The sequence below is a fragment of the Bordetella tumulicola genome, from assembly GCF_965138755.1.
In the GTDB taxonomy this organism is placed as follows: domain Bacteria; phylum Pseudomonadota; class Gammaproteobacteria; order Burkholderiales; family Burkholderiaceae_B; genus Bordetella_A; species Bordetella_A tumulicola.
In genome coordinates, this window is record NZ_CBCSFP010000004.1 from 125,048 (window position 1) to 139,424 (window position 14,377).

Annotated in this window: 15 protein-coding genes; 5 read left to right on the forward strand and 10 right to left on the reverse strand. The window is 60.0% G+C overall.

Annotated features, from left to right (window positions below):
- On the forward strand, window positions 1-1,074 hold the full coding sequence (locus ACNAZS_RS13110; protein ID WP_415789883.1) for an Ldh family oxidoreductase: 1,074 nt from the start codon (window positions 1-3) through the stop codon (window positions 1,072-1,074).
- Between the two features lie 36 nt (window positions 1,075-1,110).
- Here the strand turns inward: ACNAZS_RS13110 and ACNAZS_RS13115 are convergent, their stop codons facing one another.
- From ACNAZS_RS13115 to ACNAZS_RS13125, 3 genes are all read right to left on the reverse strand, one after another.
- Entirely contained in the window at window positions 1,111-2,067 is a 957-nt protein-coding gene (locus ACNAZS_RS13115) for a tripartite tricarboxylate transporter substrate binding protein (RefSeq protein ID WP_415789885.1), read from the reverse strand.
- A 111-nt stretch (window positions 2,068-2,178) separates the two neighbouring features.
- Window positions 2,179-2,772, reverse strand: coding sequence for a thiamine pyrophosphate-dependent enzyme (locus tag ACNAZS_RS13120; RefSeq protein WP_415789887.1), 594 nt, complete (start codon window positions 2,770-2,772; stop codon window positions 2,179-2,181).
- A complete protein-coding gene (locus ACNAZS_RS13125) occupies window positions 2,772-3,308 on the reverse strand; it encodes a phosphonopyruvate decarboxylase (RefSeq protein WP_415789889.1) in 537 nt (178 codons plus the stop codon). The genes ACNAZS_RS13120 and ACNAZS_RS13125 overlap by 1 nt, the downstream gene beginning before the upstream one ends.
- A 112-nt stretch (window positions 3,309-3,420) precedes the next feature.
- Here ACNAZS_RS13125 and ACNAZS_RS13130 point away from each other — a divergent pair, with 112 nt between their 5' ends.
- Window positions 3,421-4,350, forward strand: coding sequence for a LysR family transcriptional regulator (locus ACNAZS_RS13130; RefSeq protein WP_415789891.1), 930 nt, complete (start codon window positions 3,421-3,423; stop codon window positions 4,348-4,350).
- A 50-nt stretch (window positions 4,351-4,400) separates the two neighbouring features.
- On the opposite strand, the gene ACNAZS_RS13135 is transcribed toward ACNAZS_RS13130, so the two are convergent.
- From ACNAZS_RS13135 to ACNAZS_RS13145, 3 genes are all read right to left on the reverse strand, one after another.
- Complete coding sequence (locus ACNAZS_RS13135) at window positions 4,401-5,447, reverse strand: DUF481 domain-containing protein (protein WP_415789893.1); 1,047 nt, start codon at window positions 5,445-5,447, stop codon at window positions 4,401-4,403.
- The gene (locus ACNAZS_RS13140; protein WP_415789895.1) at window positions 5,444-6,364 is read right to left on the reverse strand and encodes a YihY/virulence factor BrkB family protein; all 921 of its coding nucleotides are present in this window, start codon (window positions 6,362-6,364) and stop codon (window positions 5,444-5,446) included. Before ACNAZS_RS13140 ends, ACNAZS_RS13135 begins: the two co-directional genes overlap by 4 nt.
- A 234-nt stretch (window positions 6,365-6,598) precedes the next feature.
- A complete protein-coding gene (locus tag ACNAZS_RS13145) occupies window positions 6,599-7,507 on the reverse strand; it encodes an alpha/beta fold hydrolase (protein ID WP_415789897.1) in 909 nt (302 codons plus the stop codon).
- A gap of 85 nt (window positions 7,508-7,592) precedes the next feature.
- Between ACNAZS_RS13145 and ACNAZS_RS13150 the strand changes: the two genes are divergently transcribed.
- Window positions 7,593-7,988 (forward strand): MerR family transcriptional regulator, encoded by a 396-nt coding sequence (locus ACNAZS_RS13150; RefSeq protein WP_415789900.1) that lies wholly within the window; start codon window positions 7,593-7,595, stop codon window positions 7,986-7,988.
- A 270-nt stretch (window positions 7,989-8,258) separates the two neighbouring features.
- Here the strand turns inward: ACNAZS_RS13150 and groL are convergent, their stop codons facing one another.
- The 4 genes from groL to ACNAZS_RS13170 form a co-directional block, all read right to left on the reverse strand.
- Window positions 8,259-9,899 carry a chaperonin GroEL gene (groL, locus tag ACNAZS_RS13155; RefSeq protein WP_415789903.1) on the reverse strand — a complete coding sequence of 547 codons (1,641 nt, stop codon included), beginning with the start codon at window positions 9,897-9,899 and terminating at the stop codon, window positions 8,259-8,261.
- A 32-nt stretch (window positions 9,900-9,931) separates the two neighbouring features.
- The gene (groES, locus tag ACNAZS_RS13160; RefSeq protein WP_209156792.1) at window positions 9,932-10,219 is read right to left on the reverse strand and encodes a co-chaperone GroES; all 288 of its coding nucleotides are present in this window, start codon (window positions 10,217-10,219) and stop codon (window positions 9,932-9,934) included.
- Between the two features lie 311 nt (window positions 10,220-10,530).
- Window positions 10,531-11,433, reverse strand: coding sequence for an NAD(P)-dependent oxidoreductase (locus ACNAZS_RS13165; RefSeq protein ID WP_415789906.1), 903 nt, complete (start codon window positions 11,431-11,433; stop codon window positions 10,531-10,533).
- Between the two features lie 18 nt (window positions 11,434-11,451).
- The gene (locus ACNAZS_RS13170; RefSeq protein WP_415789908.1) at window positions 11,452-12,420 is read right to left on the reverse strand and encodes a Bug family tripartite tricarboxylate transporter substrate binding protein; all 969 of its coding nucleotides are present in this window, start codon (window positions 12,418-12,420) and stop codon (window positions 11,452-11,454) included.
- Window positions 12,421-12,581: 161 nt separating this feature from the next.
- Here ACNAZS_RS13170 and ACNAZS_RS13175 point away from each other — a divergent pair, with 161 nt between their 5' ends.
- The gene (locus tag ACNAZS_RS13175; RefSeq protein ID WP_415789910.1) at window positions 12,582-13,481 is read left to right on the forward strand and encodes a LysR family transcriptional regulator; all 900 of its coding nucleotides are present in this window, start codon (window positions 12,582-12,584) and stop codon (window positions 13,479-13,481) included.
- A 34-nt stretch (window positions 13,482-13,515) separates the two neighbouring features.
- Window positions 13,516-14,340, forward strand: coding sequence for a hypothetical protein (locus tag ACNAZS_RS13180; protein ID WP_415789912.1), 825 nt, complete (start codon window positions 13,516-13,518; stop codon window positions 14,338-14,340).
- Window positions 14,341-14,377: the final 37 nt, after the last annotated feature.

The window sequence follows — 14,377 nt, forward strand, 5'->3', positions numbered from 1 at the left end:
ATGAATGATGCCGCCACATTGCGCCGCTGCCATGCACCCGCTTTGCGAGACTGGGGCCGTCGCTGCTTGCTTGCCATGGATCTTTCCGATACCGATGCGGGCTGTCTGGCCGACAGCTTGGTACAGACGAGTTTGTGGGGGGTAGACTCGCATGGTATCGCCCGTTTGCCTCACTATCTAAATCGATTGGCGCATGGTTCCATTCTGGCGAGACCCGATCTGCGCATTGTGCGCAGCGGTCCCGCTACCGCTCAGGTGCACGGAGGACAGGGACTCGGCATCGTGGTGGCGCATCGCGCTAACCGGCTGGCTATGGAGATTGCGCAGGAAACCGGGGTGGCTGCCGTTGGGGTCAGCGATTCTTCCCATTGCGGTGCGGTGGGTCTATACAGTCGTGCCGCCGCCGAGCGCGGGTTGATCGGTCTGGCATTTACCCATTCCGATTCCGTCGCGGCCCCCTTCGGTGGGCACCGGCCGTTCTTGGGCACGAATCCCATTTCGGTGGCTGTCCCGAGGCAGGATGGTCCTCCTGTGTGCCTGGATATGGCATCGACCGCAATCCCCTGGAATCGCGTCATGAATGCTCGTCGAGAAGGACATGCGCTGCCCCCTGGCGTCGCCCTGGACGAGGCCGGCGAGGACGCCACCGATCCACAACTCGCGCGCGCCCTACGGCCGTTGGGTGGCCTGGAGCAAGGCTACAAGGGCTATGGGCTGGCGTTGATGATCGAACTGCTGTGCGGCCCATTGAACGGCAATCCCTTTGGCCCGCATATTTCGTCCATGTATGATCAGCTCGATGTCGCTCGGCGCCTGGGCGCTTTTTTCATCGTGATCGACCCCGCCCGTTTTGCCGGTGGACCCATGCTGGCCGCCGTAGTGGCTCAAATGGCCGGTGAATTGGCCGCCCAACCTGGCCAACCCCGCATGCCAGGTGACCCCGAACAGGCCGCCCAGGATCAACGACTGCGTGATGGCATTCCCATCGAGCCCGGACTATGGCTAGAGTTCCAGCAGTGGAGCGCGCGTCTGGGTATAACGCTACCCGATGCGGGCGAGGCAGGCGCGGCTTAAGCGTGCACGATTCGTGCACGCCCGTTTTTTCCGGCTTTACTTTGAGGCCGCCATCAGATCCACCAAGGTTTTCATCCGTTTTTCCAGCTCTTTCAGTCGCTGACTCCATTGCGCACCCGGCATAAACGCCAGCACCGGTGCATCGGCCTTGCCGGCCTCCAGGAAGCCAGGGTCTTTCATCGTGGCCTCCACCGCATCTTGGACACGTTTTGCGATGTCGTCGGGTAGCGCGAGCGGCCCGGCGATACCGCGTTCAGACGAGATCTGCAAGTCATAGCCCTGTTCCGCCAGCGTAGGCACGCCGTTGGCCGCACGCTTGGCGCCCCACAGCGCAACGCCCACTAACGGTGTGCCGGGTTGTCCGAGTTCCAGGGCTTCACCGGTCGTCATCATGACGTAGTCGACATGCTTGCCGATGAGCGAAGCCTTGGCTTCCCCATTGCCTTTGTAGGGGATCGAGGTGAATTTGAATCCCGCGTCCCGGCCGAGTTCCAGCATGCCCAGATGACCCGTGGTGCCGTCGCCCGAGTGGCCTATCGAAAATGAGGTGTTCTTGGCTTGCGCGATGAAATCTTTCAGTGTGATGGGCTTGCCCGCATCGCGATTGCCCACCAGCATGGCCGGGTCATCGACAATGCGTGCGATCGGGCGGATCTGGTCGGGTTGATAGATGGTCTTGCGGTACATCGGCAAAAAGACATAGCCGGGTACGTTGATCATGCCCAATGTGTAGCCATCGGGTTTGGCATTCTGGATATAGTTATTGGAAATCTCGCCGCTGGATCCGGGTTTATTGACGACGACGATGCGGGCCGACTCGCCCAGGCGTTTTTCCATGAAACGCGCCAGGTTGCGCGCCATCACATCCGTGCCGCCGCCAGGCGCGAAACCGACTACCAATTCAATTGGCTTGTCGTCGGGCCACGCCGCCATCGCTGTCTGCGACAGCATGCCAGCACCTATGAAGATGATACTGCCGAGCGTCTTGCCCATGGATTTGTCTCCTGTATGGGTATAGTGAAGGCCAAGCGTTAAGTGACTGGACGGCAGGCGGAGTGCCTGCCGCGTCGTCCGTGCACGTCGTTTTTCTTGATTGCGCTTTTATCAGAATGGTTGCAACCCTAGGGCGGTCCGGAAACGGTTTTTGATGAACGGGCCATCGCGCGGCGGCAGCTTGCGGGGCGGCTCCTCGACTTCAATGAAAACCTGTGCAAAAGCCACGCCGGCGCGAGCCTGAATGCGATCGGTGATGTCATTGCATCCCGCCAGGCTGTCGATGGTGAAGGCGTCGGCGATACCAAACCCCTTGGCGACCGCCACGAGATCGGTACCCAGGCTGGAGTGGCTGCGCTGCATACCTGTCTCGCCAAAATGGCCGTTGTCGAGCACGACGATGGTGAGGTTCTTCGGTTGCTTGGCGCCGATGGTGGCCAGGCTGCCGATGCCCATCAGTTGTTCTCCATCCCCCGTGATGACCACCACGGGCTTGTCGGGCTGCGCTAATGCCAAGCCTAACCCCATGGGAGCGGCGCCGCCCATGGCGCCCCATAGATAGTAGTTACGGTCGCGATCGCCGGCGGCGAATACATCGTAGGCGGCCGACCCCAGCCCGGTGATCACCAGCGCATCGGGAACGCCGACCAGCAATCGGGCGACGAACTCGCGGCGGTCGGCTCGCTGTTGGGTGGTTTGATTCATTATTTGCGCTCCCACTTTTTTCGGCCGATCAGGTTCTGACTCAGCAATACGGCCACTTTTTCACCGGCCTCAAAGGCGGCGTCGAATCCCGCACTTACGATTTCCTCGACCTCGTCCGGATGGGAAACGCGTAGCACGTGGATGCCCATCAGTTCCAGGGCGGCCTGCGTGGCCTTGCCCATGGGGCCCTGCCAAGGGTTGAACTCGGCATACTCGCCGCGCATCGTGACCAAGGTAAAGAACGGAAAATCCGCCGCTTGCAGCAGCGAGAACATGTTCACGCAATTGCCCACGCCGCTGCTTTGCATCAGCAACACGGCCCGCTGGCCGCCCAGCCAGGCGCCACAGGTGAGGGCCACACCTTCTTCTTCGGTGGTCAGCACGATGTCTTCGATATCGGGATCGCCGACCGCACTACGGATAGCGTGGGAGTGTCCGGCATCGGGCACATAGGCAATCTGCCTGACGCCGCCTTGCTTGAACACTTTAAAAATAGCTTCCTGCCAGGCAGGTGACGCAACGGATGCTGGGTTCATGGGATGAGATAGGGTGGTTTAATGACAGAGTCATCATAAAATATGATGACTAAGTAAATAAAATAGAAAATTGGCATGGAACAATCACACTTTTTGATCGGACCATAGCAAGATGGATTTGAAGCAACTACGTGCTTTTCTGACCGTGACGGAGACGGGCAACGTGACACGGGCGGCCGAGGTGCTGAATCTCGTGCAGCCCGCCGTGTCGCGCCAGATACGCCTACTGGAAGAAGACATCGGGGCTCCGCTGTTCGAGCGAGAGCGTCGCGGCATGGTGTTGACCGAGGCGGGCGAGGTCCTGGTGGGATACGCCCGTCGAGCCCTGCTGGAGCTGGATCGGGCCCGTGTCGAAGTCGGCGGCGTCGGGCAGGGCGTGACTGGCCTGGTCACACTGGGGTTACTGCCCAGCAGTATCGACATGTTGTCCAGCCCGTTGGCCTCGGCCGTGGCGGCGGCGTATCCCGGCATACGGATTCGCATCGCCATGGGTTATGCGGGTACGCTGCAGCGCTGGCTGGTCACTGGCGAGGTCGATGCGGCGTTGCTGTACGGCGTCGAGCAAATGGCCCATATCCAGACCATGCCCCTGATCGAAGAGCCGTTGTGGGTGATCGGGCCCAAGAACAGCGACTTGAGCCCTGAGCGGCCGGTGCCGTTAGCTGCGTTGACGCATCAAAAACTGGTGCTGCCCAGCGCGCCTCATGGCATACGCACACTGGTCGAGCAGGCCTGCGCGGCCGCGCAAGTCACGCTGGACGTCTCGGTCGAGACCAATGCGCTGAGTGTGCAACGTAGCCTGGTTTTGGGTGGGCATGGTTTGACGATCTTGCCCCCGATCGCGGTGGCCGATGATTTGCGCGGGCGCAAGCTGAAAGGCGCACCGCTGACAGCGCCGGATATCACGCGCACGATTGTTTTGGCGCTGCCGACGAACCGTCCTACGGCACGGGCTGTACGCTGCACGGTGGATCTGCTGGTCGATGAGGCACAGCGGGCCGTCTCTTCAGGCACCTGGCTGGAGGGCCGCTGGCGGGGGTGAGCGACGCATGCCACATGCTTTTTCCTGCCAGGCGATCGCCTTGGCACGCTTTACCAGTGCACGCCCATACCAGCACTGTAGATCGACTCATTCAGGCTTTCGAATGTGCTGCTGACCTGATTACGGGCATACTTCAGGTACATCGATAGCCAACTATTGACGTTGTAGCGCACACCGACTTCGCCGTTGACGGCGAACTTGGCATCACCCTCCAGGGGGCGCATCAGTTCTCCCTTGGTGAAGAGTTCGAATTCTTTGCCGCTCAAGTATCGCGAGTAATCCCAGCGCAGGCTGGCTGCAAACGATGAATCGCTGCTGCCGTCGCTATAGCCATAATCCACTTTTCCCAGCAACGCCGACATCGAGAAGGCCCCCAGTTCATTGTCCCAGAACTGATAGCCTGGTCCGGTCCCGTAGGCGGTTTGGCGGTTCAGGTCTTCGACCCAATCACGCCGGTGTGCCAGACGGGCCTGCCAAAATGCCTTTTCGGTAAAGAAGCGATCCAGCGTGTAGTCCACCCCGTAGTTGTTGGTATTGACGCTGCCGTCTTCTTTGCTATGCAGATAGATGCCATTGAACTGATGTCGCCACCAGTCGTGGCGCATGGTCGTGTTCAAGGTGACGGAATAGTTCTTGGTATCGGTCGACGCGGTGCGCTGGGTGGCCGACACATCGATGTGCCCGGTGAAAGAGACGTCACGCAAGAAAGGCCGTGGCCGCACCACGGTTTCCAGGGATGCCAGCGGCACATCGACTTTTACGGGCTGGGCGCCGTGCGCATCATGTCGTACACCCTCCAGTATGACTTGCCCGTCCTTGGCGCCGATCAGCTTGGCGCGGTAGTCGTGTTGTACCGACTTGTCGTTGATGACGAGCGGTGTGTCGCTTTGCAAGGTTTTCACATGATCGAACGCAATGCGCAAATCACCGCCGTACTCGGTATTGACGCGCAGATAGCCATTGTCCAGCGACTGAATCTTGCCGGTAATGCGGTCGCCGTTATTCAACCATACTGTATCGGCATGTGCCGGATTGACTGCCAGCGCCAGAGTCAGGGCCAGCAGTGCTGTGTGGGGCCAAAGTGGCCGTGCCGTCACGTCGCCGAAGGGGGCGATTGCGCAGTCTCGTCCTCGGCTTGCCTGCTGCCGAATCGCTCCGCAAACTGCCGCGTGAATACTGCCCCAAAAAAGAAAATCTGCGCGGAATAATAAATCCACAACAACAGCGCAATCAGCGAGCCTGCCGCCCCATAAGCCGATACCGCGGCGCCACGGCCCAGATATAGGCCAATTCCCCATTTACCCACTAAAAACAGGGCGGCGGTCACAATCGCGCCCGGAATGACGTCGCGCCAGGGAATGGTGATGCTGGGGAGCAGCTTGAACACCACGGCGAACAGGGCTGTCACGACCGCAAAAGAAAACAGATTGGACATCCACTCGGCCACGGTGGCAAAAACTGAGCTCGTCCACAGATCGCCGTAATAAGCCTTGGCGCCGCCCAACGCGGCGTTGGTCGCCAACGACAGCAACAAGAACAGCGCCAACACCAGCACCAGGCCAAACGCCACCATGCGGCTGCGAACCATGCCCTGGATACCCGATTTGCGTTGCTGTCTGGCGTCCCACAGTTCATCCAGGCTAGCCTGCAGTTCCGCAAACGCCGTCGTCGCACTGAAGACCAGGATCGCAATTGACAATAGGGCGGCAATCCAGCCTCCGCCGGACTCGTGTGCGCTGGCCAGTACGGTCTGAATGACTTCGGCACCGCGCGCGCCTATCAACCCGTGTACTTGTTCAAACAACTCAGAACGGACGGCCTCTTCACCAAAAAACACGCCCGCGACCGCAATCACCAGAATCAACATGGGCGCCAGCGAAAACACCATATACAACGATAGCGCGGCCCCTTTACTTGATGCGCGGTGCGACGACCATTGTTTGGCCGACTCGACAAGCAGCCCATAGATTTCCGAAGGGCGCAGTAATTTCAACAAGCGAGGCGGGATGGGCATGTCGTACAACGGGTGCGATCAGATTCTTTGCATTGTAGGGGGCGTTTTTGTCGAGTTACAAACCGATCTCTGATGTTTACGCCTGGATACGTCTCGTATGACCCAGCCACTCACTATAAATAAGACCTCCACGCGGCAGCCACTGCGTAGTCTGGCTTGCCCAGCATCGTCCATTAATCCGCGCCTAGCCCAGCACGAAAAACGCGCAACACCGGGCTGCGCGCCGACGAATCGTTAACGCTTTATCGCATCCTCAACGAAGGCGGACAGATCACGATTAAAGCGTTCAGCTTCCTCCAGGAAGGGAGAGTGGCCCGAGTTTGGGTAGAACTTGCCGATCACCCTTGGGTTCAACGCCTTGGCCCGGTTGAAGGAAGGTTCCACTTGAACCAGTGCGTCACGCGCGCCATAGATCAACAACAGCGGTTTGTGCATTGCTCCCAAGCCCTTGGGGGCGTCTAGCGACATTCCATGTACTGCATTTTGCATGTTCTCGGATGCCATGGCCGCATTGGCCAACAGGCGCTGGAAGGTATCGGCGTCAGGCTGCGTGGCAAAGCACAGTCCCACAAACTCACGCTCGGCATCGAGATGGGTCTTCAGATCAGGCGAAGCCATCCTACTGTATGCATGGGGCCGCGGAGTAATTTGTTCAGGTTTCAGCTCGATGACGCCGCCCACATACACAGCGCCAGCGATCTTCTCGTCACCATAAGCCGCCAGGTAATTCGTCGTCACGGCTGCGCCCAGCGACCACCCCACGACGACGGGTTGCCGGGCCCCAGATCCAGCGATTACCGCCGCCAAATCATCGGCCCAACGTCGTCCATCGCTGTAGGCATCGGCACGCTCAGGCTGACCAGAAATGCCATGGCCACGCATATCGTAGGTAATCAGACGGTAACGCTGCAGTTCAGCACTATTGACCTGCTTTTCCCAGCTCAGATGACTGCCAAGCAGGCCGTGAATGAAAATGATGGGCTGGCCGTTCGGGTCTCCCGCTTCTTGCACTGCGATGGATACCCCGTCAGGAGCGGTCACTGTGTAGGGTTCTACACCAGCCCGTGCCAATACGGAGGCGCTCATGAGGGCCAGTCCCACAAACCAGCTGCGCCAGTGGTTGATAGCTTTGAAGGACGTCATTTTTGAACTCCATTGAATTGAAAAATCGCAGCCTAAACCCTGACATCAGTGTCACAGTCAAGGAGGAAGTGATATCGTTCAATCCATGAGCCAAACATTGCCAACAACCATGTTGAAGATCGGTGCTCTGGCACAAGCTACCGGAGCCAGCGTACGCTCCATTCGTCACTATGATCGGCACGGCTTGCTCGCATCCACGCGGGCCGAGAATGGTTACCGCGTATTCCAGGCAGTAGCCATCACGCAGGTGAAGCAGCTGCAGCGTCTGATCGCGGCCGGCTTCAGCCTGGAGGAAATTCGTAGCTTTCCCGATTGCATGCTGTTGATCGAAGGGGCGAAGGCATGCGCGAACATGACTGATGCTCGGCGCAAGCGGCTTGCGATGATCGAACGACAGATAGACGCGCTCGAAAATCAACGCCAACGCTTGCGCGCTATGCTGATCTCAGGCTCTGAGCCTGATCAACCGCCATTGGCATAGCTGAAAAATTCAGGATTTACCGAACTGGCGCGCCGCTCGACGAATTCCCCAACCTCATTGCCTGGCAGGAGCGGCTACTCCAACCCGTGCCAGCGTGGGCAGCGACGAGAGACGAAGTTGAGCAACGTATGACAGGCGTACTTAACGCCGCAGGCTGAATCGGGCTGAGGTGTAGCTCAGCGAAAAAAAACACCCTCGAACGTAAGCTCGAGGGTGTTGATTCGGCATATCCCCGGCACGCCGGGGATACTTCGCGACAATGACGTGGACTTAGAAGTCCATGCCACCCATGCCGCCCATGCCACCAGGCATCTGGGGAGCAGCGGGCTTGTCTTCAGCCAGTTCAACCACAGCGGCTTCCGCCGTCAGCAGCAGGCTGGCCACCGAAGCGGCGTTTTGCAGTGCAGTGCGGGTCACCTTGGTGGGATCCAACACGCCTTGCTCGACCAGATCGGTGTACTCGCCGGTTGCGGCGTTGTAGCCGTAGTTGCCCGTGCCGGCCAGAACCTTGTCGACCACTACGCTGGCTTCTTCGCCGGCGTTGGTAACGATGATGCGCAGGGGTTCTTCGACAGCACGCAGGATCAGCTTGATACCTGCGTTTTGGTCAGGCGTATCGCCTTTCAGGCCAGCGATGGCTTGCTTGGCACGCAGCAGAGCCACGCCGCCGCCAGCAACCACGCCTTCTTCCACAGCAGCGCGGGTAGCGTGCAGGGCATCTTCGACGCGGGCCTTCTTTTCCTTCATTTCGACTTCGGTGGCAGCACCGACGCGAATCACGGCAACACCGCCGGCCAGCTTGGCCACGCGTTGTTGCAGCTTTTCACGATCGTAGTCCGACGTGGCTTCTTCGATCTGCACGCGAATTTGCTTCACGCGGGATTCGATCGACTTGCTGTCGCCAGCGCCGTCGATGATCGTGGTGTTTTCCTTGGCGACTTCGATGCGCTTGGCTTGACCCAGGTCTTCCAGGGTGGCCTTTTCCAGCGACATGCCGGTTTCTTCGGAGATCACCACACCACCGGTCAGGATGGCCAGGTCTTCCAGCATGGCTTTGCGGCGATCGCCGAAGCCAGGAGCCTTGACAGCGGTGGTCTTCAGGATGCCACGGATGTTGTTCACAACCAGCGTAGCCAGGGCTTCGCCTTCGACGTCTTCGGCGATGATCAGCAGAGGACGGCTCGACTTGGCGACTTGTTCCAGCACGGGCAGCAGATCACGGATGTTGCTGATCTTCTTGTCGAAAATCAGAACGTACGGATCGTCCAGAGCGGCAACTTGCTTCTCGGGGTTGTTGATGAAGTAGGGCGACAGGTAGCCACGGTCGAATTGCATGCCTTCGACCACGTCCAGCTCGTTGTCCAGCGACTTGCCGTCTTCGACGGTAATGACGCCTTCTTTGCCGACCTTGTCCATCGCGTCAGCGATGATCTGGCCGATCGACGAGTCGCTGTTGGCCGAGATCGAGCCGACTTGAGCGATTTCCTTGCTGGTGGTGACCGGCTTGGATTGCTTGGCCAACTCAGCCACGGCAGCAGCCACAGCCTTGTCGATACCGCGCTTGAGGTCGATGGGGTTGAAACCCGCGGCAACGTACTTCAGGCCTTCTTGGACGATGGCTTGAGCCAGCACGGTGGCGGTGGTGGTGCCGTCGCCGGCGTTGTCCGAGGTCTTCGAGGCAACGTCTTTGACCAATTGAGCGCCGATGTTTTCGAACTTGTCTTTCAGTTCGATTTCCTTGGCAACCGACACGCCGTCTTTGGTGACGGTCGGGGCGCCGAACGAGCGCTCGAGCACGACGTTACGGCCCTTGGGGCCCAGGGTGGTTTTAACAGCATTGGCGAGAACATTCACGCCACGAACGATGCGAACGCGGGCGTCATCGCCGAACAGGACTTGCTTGGCAGCCATTATGAGCTTCCTTCGAAAATTCGTTCAGGTAATTACTGGATCACGGCGAGGATTTCTTCCTCGCGGATGACGAGCAGCTCTTCGCCGTCGACCTTTACGGCTTGGCCGGCATATTTGCCGAACAACACCTTGTCGCCGGCCTTCAGATCGACCGGCAGAACTTTACCGTCTTCGGTCTTCTTGCCCGGGCCAACGGCCACGACTTCGCCTTGATCCGGCTTTTCAGCGGCGCTATCGGGGATAACGATGCCCGAGGCAGTTTTGCGCTCGTTGTCCAGGCGTTTGACGATCACGCGATCGTGCAGGGGACGCAGGGCCATGAGGAACTCCTGTTTCTATATAAGAAGGTGAAAGTGATCGGGTTCAGGCCGGAAAAGCAGTGTTAGCACTCACCGGCAGCGAGTGCTAATTATAGGGATGATGTCGGCAGGTTCAAGGGGGGGAGGGGGTGTTGTTACATTTTTGATGCAATTAGCGCTGATATCGAAATTCAGCCTAAGTGGAATGTTTCTGCTCTTCGCCGACCAACAATAATATTGGAGATGGCGATAGAAGTGATAACACTCGCGAGGAAACGATGGCTTGCGCGCGAGATAGCCTGCTCAACGATAGTCGATGATGCGCCGCCGCTTCAAACGGGCGGCACAGGCCGCGCAAACTCGGCAATCAGGCGGCCCACCGCGCTCCAGTCTTCATCGGCATGGCCCGTGTTGCACAGGGCCTCGAGCCATTGCAGCGTCGTGGCGGCCACTGGCAGGCAGGCGCCGGCATCGCGCGCGGCTTCCAGCGCCAGGCGCAGGTCTTTGCGCATCAGACTGGCGCGAAAGCCCGGTTGGTAATCGTTTTGCAGCAAGCGCAAGGCGTTTTTTTCCAGAATGGTACTGCGCGCGGCGCCACCCAACAGGGCTTCGCGCACTGCCGCTGGGTCTACCCCACTGGCGCGGGCCAGCGAGAACGCCTCGGCCACGCCCAGCATCACCGCACTGACGGCCACCTGGTTGCAGGCCTTGGCTACCTGGCCGGCGCCGTTGCCGCCCACGTGCACCACGCGCGAGGCAATAGCCTGCAAGTACGGCAGGCACGCCTCGAAATCCGCTTGCACGGCGCCCACCATGCAACTAAGCGTGCCCTGTTCTGCGGCCTGCTGTCCGCCGCTGATCGGCGCATCCAGCAACGCCACGCCCTGCTCGGCCAGGCGCCGCGCATGGTCGCGCGTGGCCGACGCCGAGATGGTGCTGGTATCGATGATGTAGCTGCCGGCGGACAGCGCCGGCGCCAGGCCCTGTGGGCCGAACAGCACGGCCTCGACCGCAGCGGTATCCGACAGGCACAGTATCACCACCCGCGCCATGCCGCCCAGTTCGGCCGGCGTGGCGGCACGGCGGGCGCCAGCTGCGGCCAGTGCGACCTCGGCGTCGCGGCCGCGGTTGTGCACGACCACGTCATGGCCCGCACGCAGTAACGATGCGGCCATGCCTCGGCCCATGATGCCCAGGCCGATGAATCCGAGGGTGGGCTTGGCGTGCGGGGTCATGATGCGGGTCTCCTGTTGCTATTTCGTGGCCGAGCGCGTGGCTTCGAGCGAATTGCCGATCAGCGTGTAGCTGTCGTCGATCTCTTTCTGGAAAGTGGGGCCGTCGGCATAGTCGGTAGTCAGTCCGCTGCGTTCGGCATAGGCCTTCCACGACGGGCTTTGCAGGGCATCGTGGAATACGCGGTTCAGGTAGCGGTACACCGGCTGGGGCAAGTCCGCCGGCGCCAGCAGGCCTTTCATGTTGTCCAGCGCAATGGAGTAGCCCAGCTCGGTCATGGTGGGGGTGTTGGGCAGCGACGGCACGCGCGATTTCGAGAACAGGGCAATGGGCCTGATCTTGCCTGCATCGATCAGGCCGCGCACTTCTTCGGGCGCGCCGAAAGCCATATCGATCTCGCCGGCTGCCAGTGCGGTCAGCGAAGCGGCCGCCCCCTTGTAGGGCACGTGCAGAAAGCGCAAGCCGCTATTGGCCTCGAATGCCAGCATGGTCGAATGGAACAGGCTGCCGTTGCCGGTGGACCCATAGCTCAACGCTTCGGGCTTGCCTTGCGCGGCGGCGATCAAGGCCTTCATGTCGGGGTACGGCGAATTCACATTCACTGCCAGCACCGATGGCAGGCGCGCGGCCTTGAGCACGGGTGTGAAATCGCGGCGCGGGTCGTACGAGATTTTCTGGTGATTGCCCACCGAAGTGGTTTCGCTGCCGCCGCCCACGAACAGTTTGTAGCCATCGGGTTCGGCCGCGGCGATTTCCTGGGCGGCCAGCACCCCGGCCACGCCCGGCTTGTTGATCACCACGACCGGCACCGGCACGGTGTTTTTCACCGCTTCGGACAGTTGGCGCGCAATCTGATCGGCCGAGCCGCCCGGCGCGAAGCCGACCAGTATCTCGATGGGCCGGGTGGGGGTCCAATCCTGCGCGGCGGCAGGGCCGGCCAAGGCGACGGCCAGCGCGGCGCCGGCCAGCCAAGTGAAGGCTGTGCTCATGATGTCTCCTCCGCTTTCAGGAAGCAGGGTTGTCGTTATAGGCCCAGGCACTCTAGCAATAACGATACTCAGAAGAAAGTGATAAATTTCCCTCAACCTTCATCGATTTTCGGCATCAATGCCACGTCCGCCCGCGCAGGCGGCAATCTGGAACCGCCCGCATGACTTTCAAGCAACTCGAGGCCTTCTATGCCGCCGCGCTATCTTCCAGCTTTGCGGCGGCCGCGATGCATATCCATGTGTCGCAGTCATCGCTGTCCAAGCGCATCACCGAGCTGGAAGCCGACCTGGGCAAGGCGCTGTTCGATCGCAGCGGTCACCGTTCGATACTGACCCGCGAGGGCAAGACCCTGCTGCCGCTAGCGCGCGAAATGCTCAGCACGGCCAACCGGGCGCGCGCAGCAGTGGGCACCGACGACGGCCTGCAAGGCGTGTGCCGTTTCGGCATGGGCGAACTGGCCGCCATGAGCTGGCTACCCAAGTTCGTGGCCCGCTGTCGCAAAGACTATCCCGACCTGCGCCTGGAACCCCACGTGGATGTGGGTCAGAGCCTGGAACGCCGGGTCGAGGCCGGCGAGCTGGATTTCGCCGTGGTGGCGGGCTGGTCGTCGCGGCCCTCCATTGCCTCGCATACCATCGCCGAGGTGCGCTATACCTGGGCGGGCGCGGCCACTCAGCTCGAAGGGATCAAGGTGCTGACGCCCGCCAGTCTGCAAGACATGACTGTCATCACCATGCCTCCGGGCGCGGGGTCGACTCGCATCTTCGAAGCCTGGCTGCAAGAAAACAACCTGAGCGTGTCGCGCCAGCTGGCCTGCAACAATATGGGTGCCATCGCCGGCATGGTGGCCGCCGGCGTCGGCGTGGGGTTCTTTCCGGAAGGCTGGATGCGCACCCTGTACGACAAGCATGCCATCCGCGCCATCGAAAGCGATCCGCCGCTGCAGCGGCTGCACTATTCGTTCCAGTGCCGGCGCGACGACATCCGGCCCCTGGTAGCCGCCATGCGCGAACGCGTCATGAGCGAAGTCGATTTCGCGGCCCCCCACCCCTTGTGGTGAACGCAGTGCGCCGCCTACCCCATGGCATGAACCCATGGACATGCGCGCCATCATCGGCACATCGTGGGGGGATTACCCTACAATAATCCGAGACTCTTCAACCAACCCCTTAGATCGTACTTTCGGTCGCTTTAAACGAATGCCATTTGCTCTTTCCCGCTTTATCTTCGGGTTTGGAATGGTCCTGATTATCGCCGTCATCTTGCTGGTAGTCACGATCGCTTGTCTGAAATTTATCCGCTACGCCGTCGGGCACTTAGTCGACGAACGAGATCAGGATATCGCCAACGGTATTGCCGTGTTTGCCGCGACCGTATTGATACTGTTGGGTTGCTATAGCGCGGCTCACATGCTGTCCGAGTTGTTGGGGCAGGGAGCGCTGGCGCAAGGCGTCTCACAGCAGTTCGCAGGTGGCAATCAGATTTCGGCCGCCGTTGCGAGCGGAGCCGCGGTTGCGGTGGGGTTGATGGCTTGCTTACCCAGTTTGCTGCGTCGTCGATACCGTCGGACAGAGGCTTCGAATTCGACACCTGCCAAGAAACCGGCGCGAATCTCCGACAAAAAAGACAAGCAGATCAAAATCCGCCAACCTATACCCAGAACGTCGTACTCGGCAACATTGAACTGGATGGCGATTCTTCTGATGCTGCTGGGTGTCTGTCTGCTTTTATTTGCCTATGTTGTGACCCCATCGGAAATTCGGGCAATGCTTCTTCAAAGCGCAGATGTACTTGATACTGAACAAATCGACAATGTCTCACGCGCGCGATTTGTTTTTTATGTGGCGGGCGCGGTTTTGGGCGTTGGCGCTTTGCTATTGTTGATCTTGCGTTCCGTATATAGATCCGCGCGAGTTTGACGCTGTGTGCTCTCGGGCAAGTTGGAGGTATTCAGTA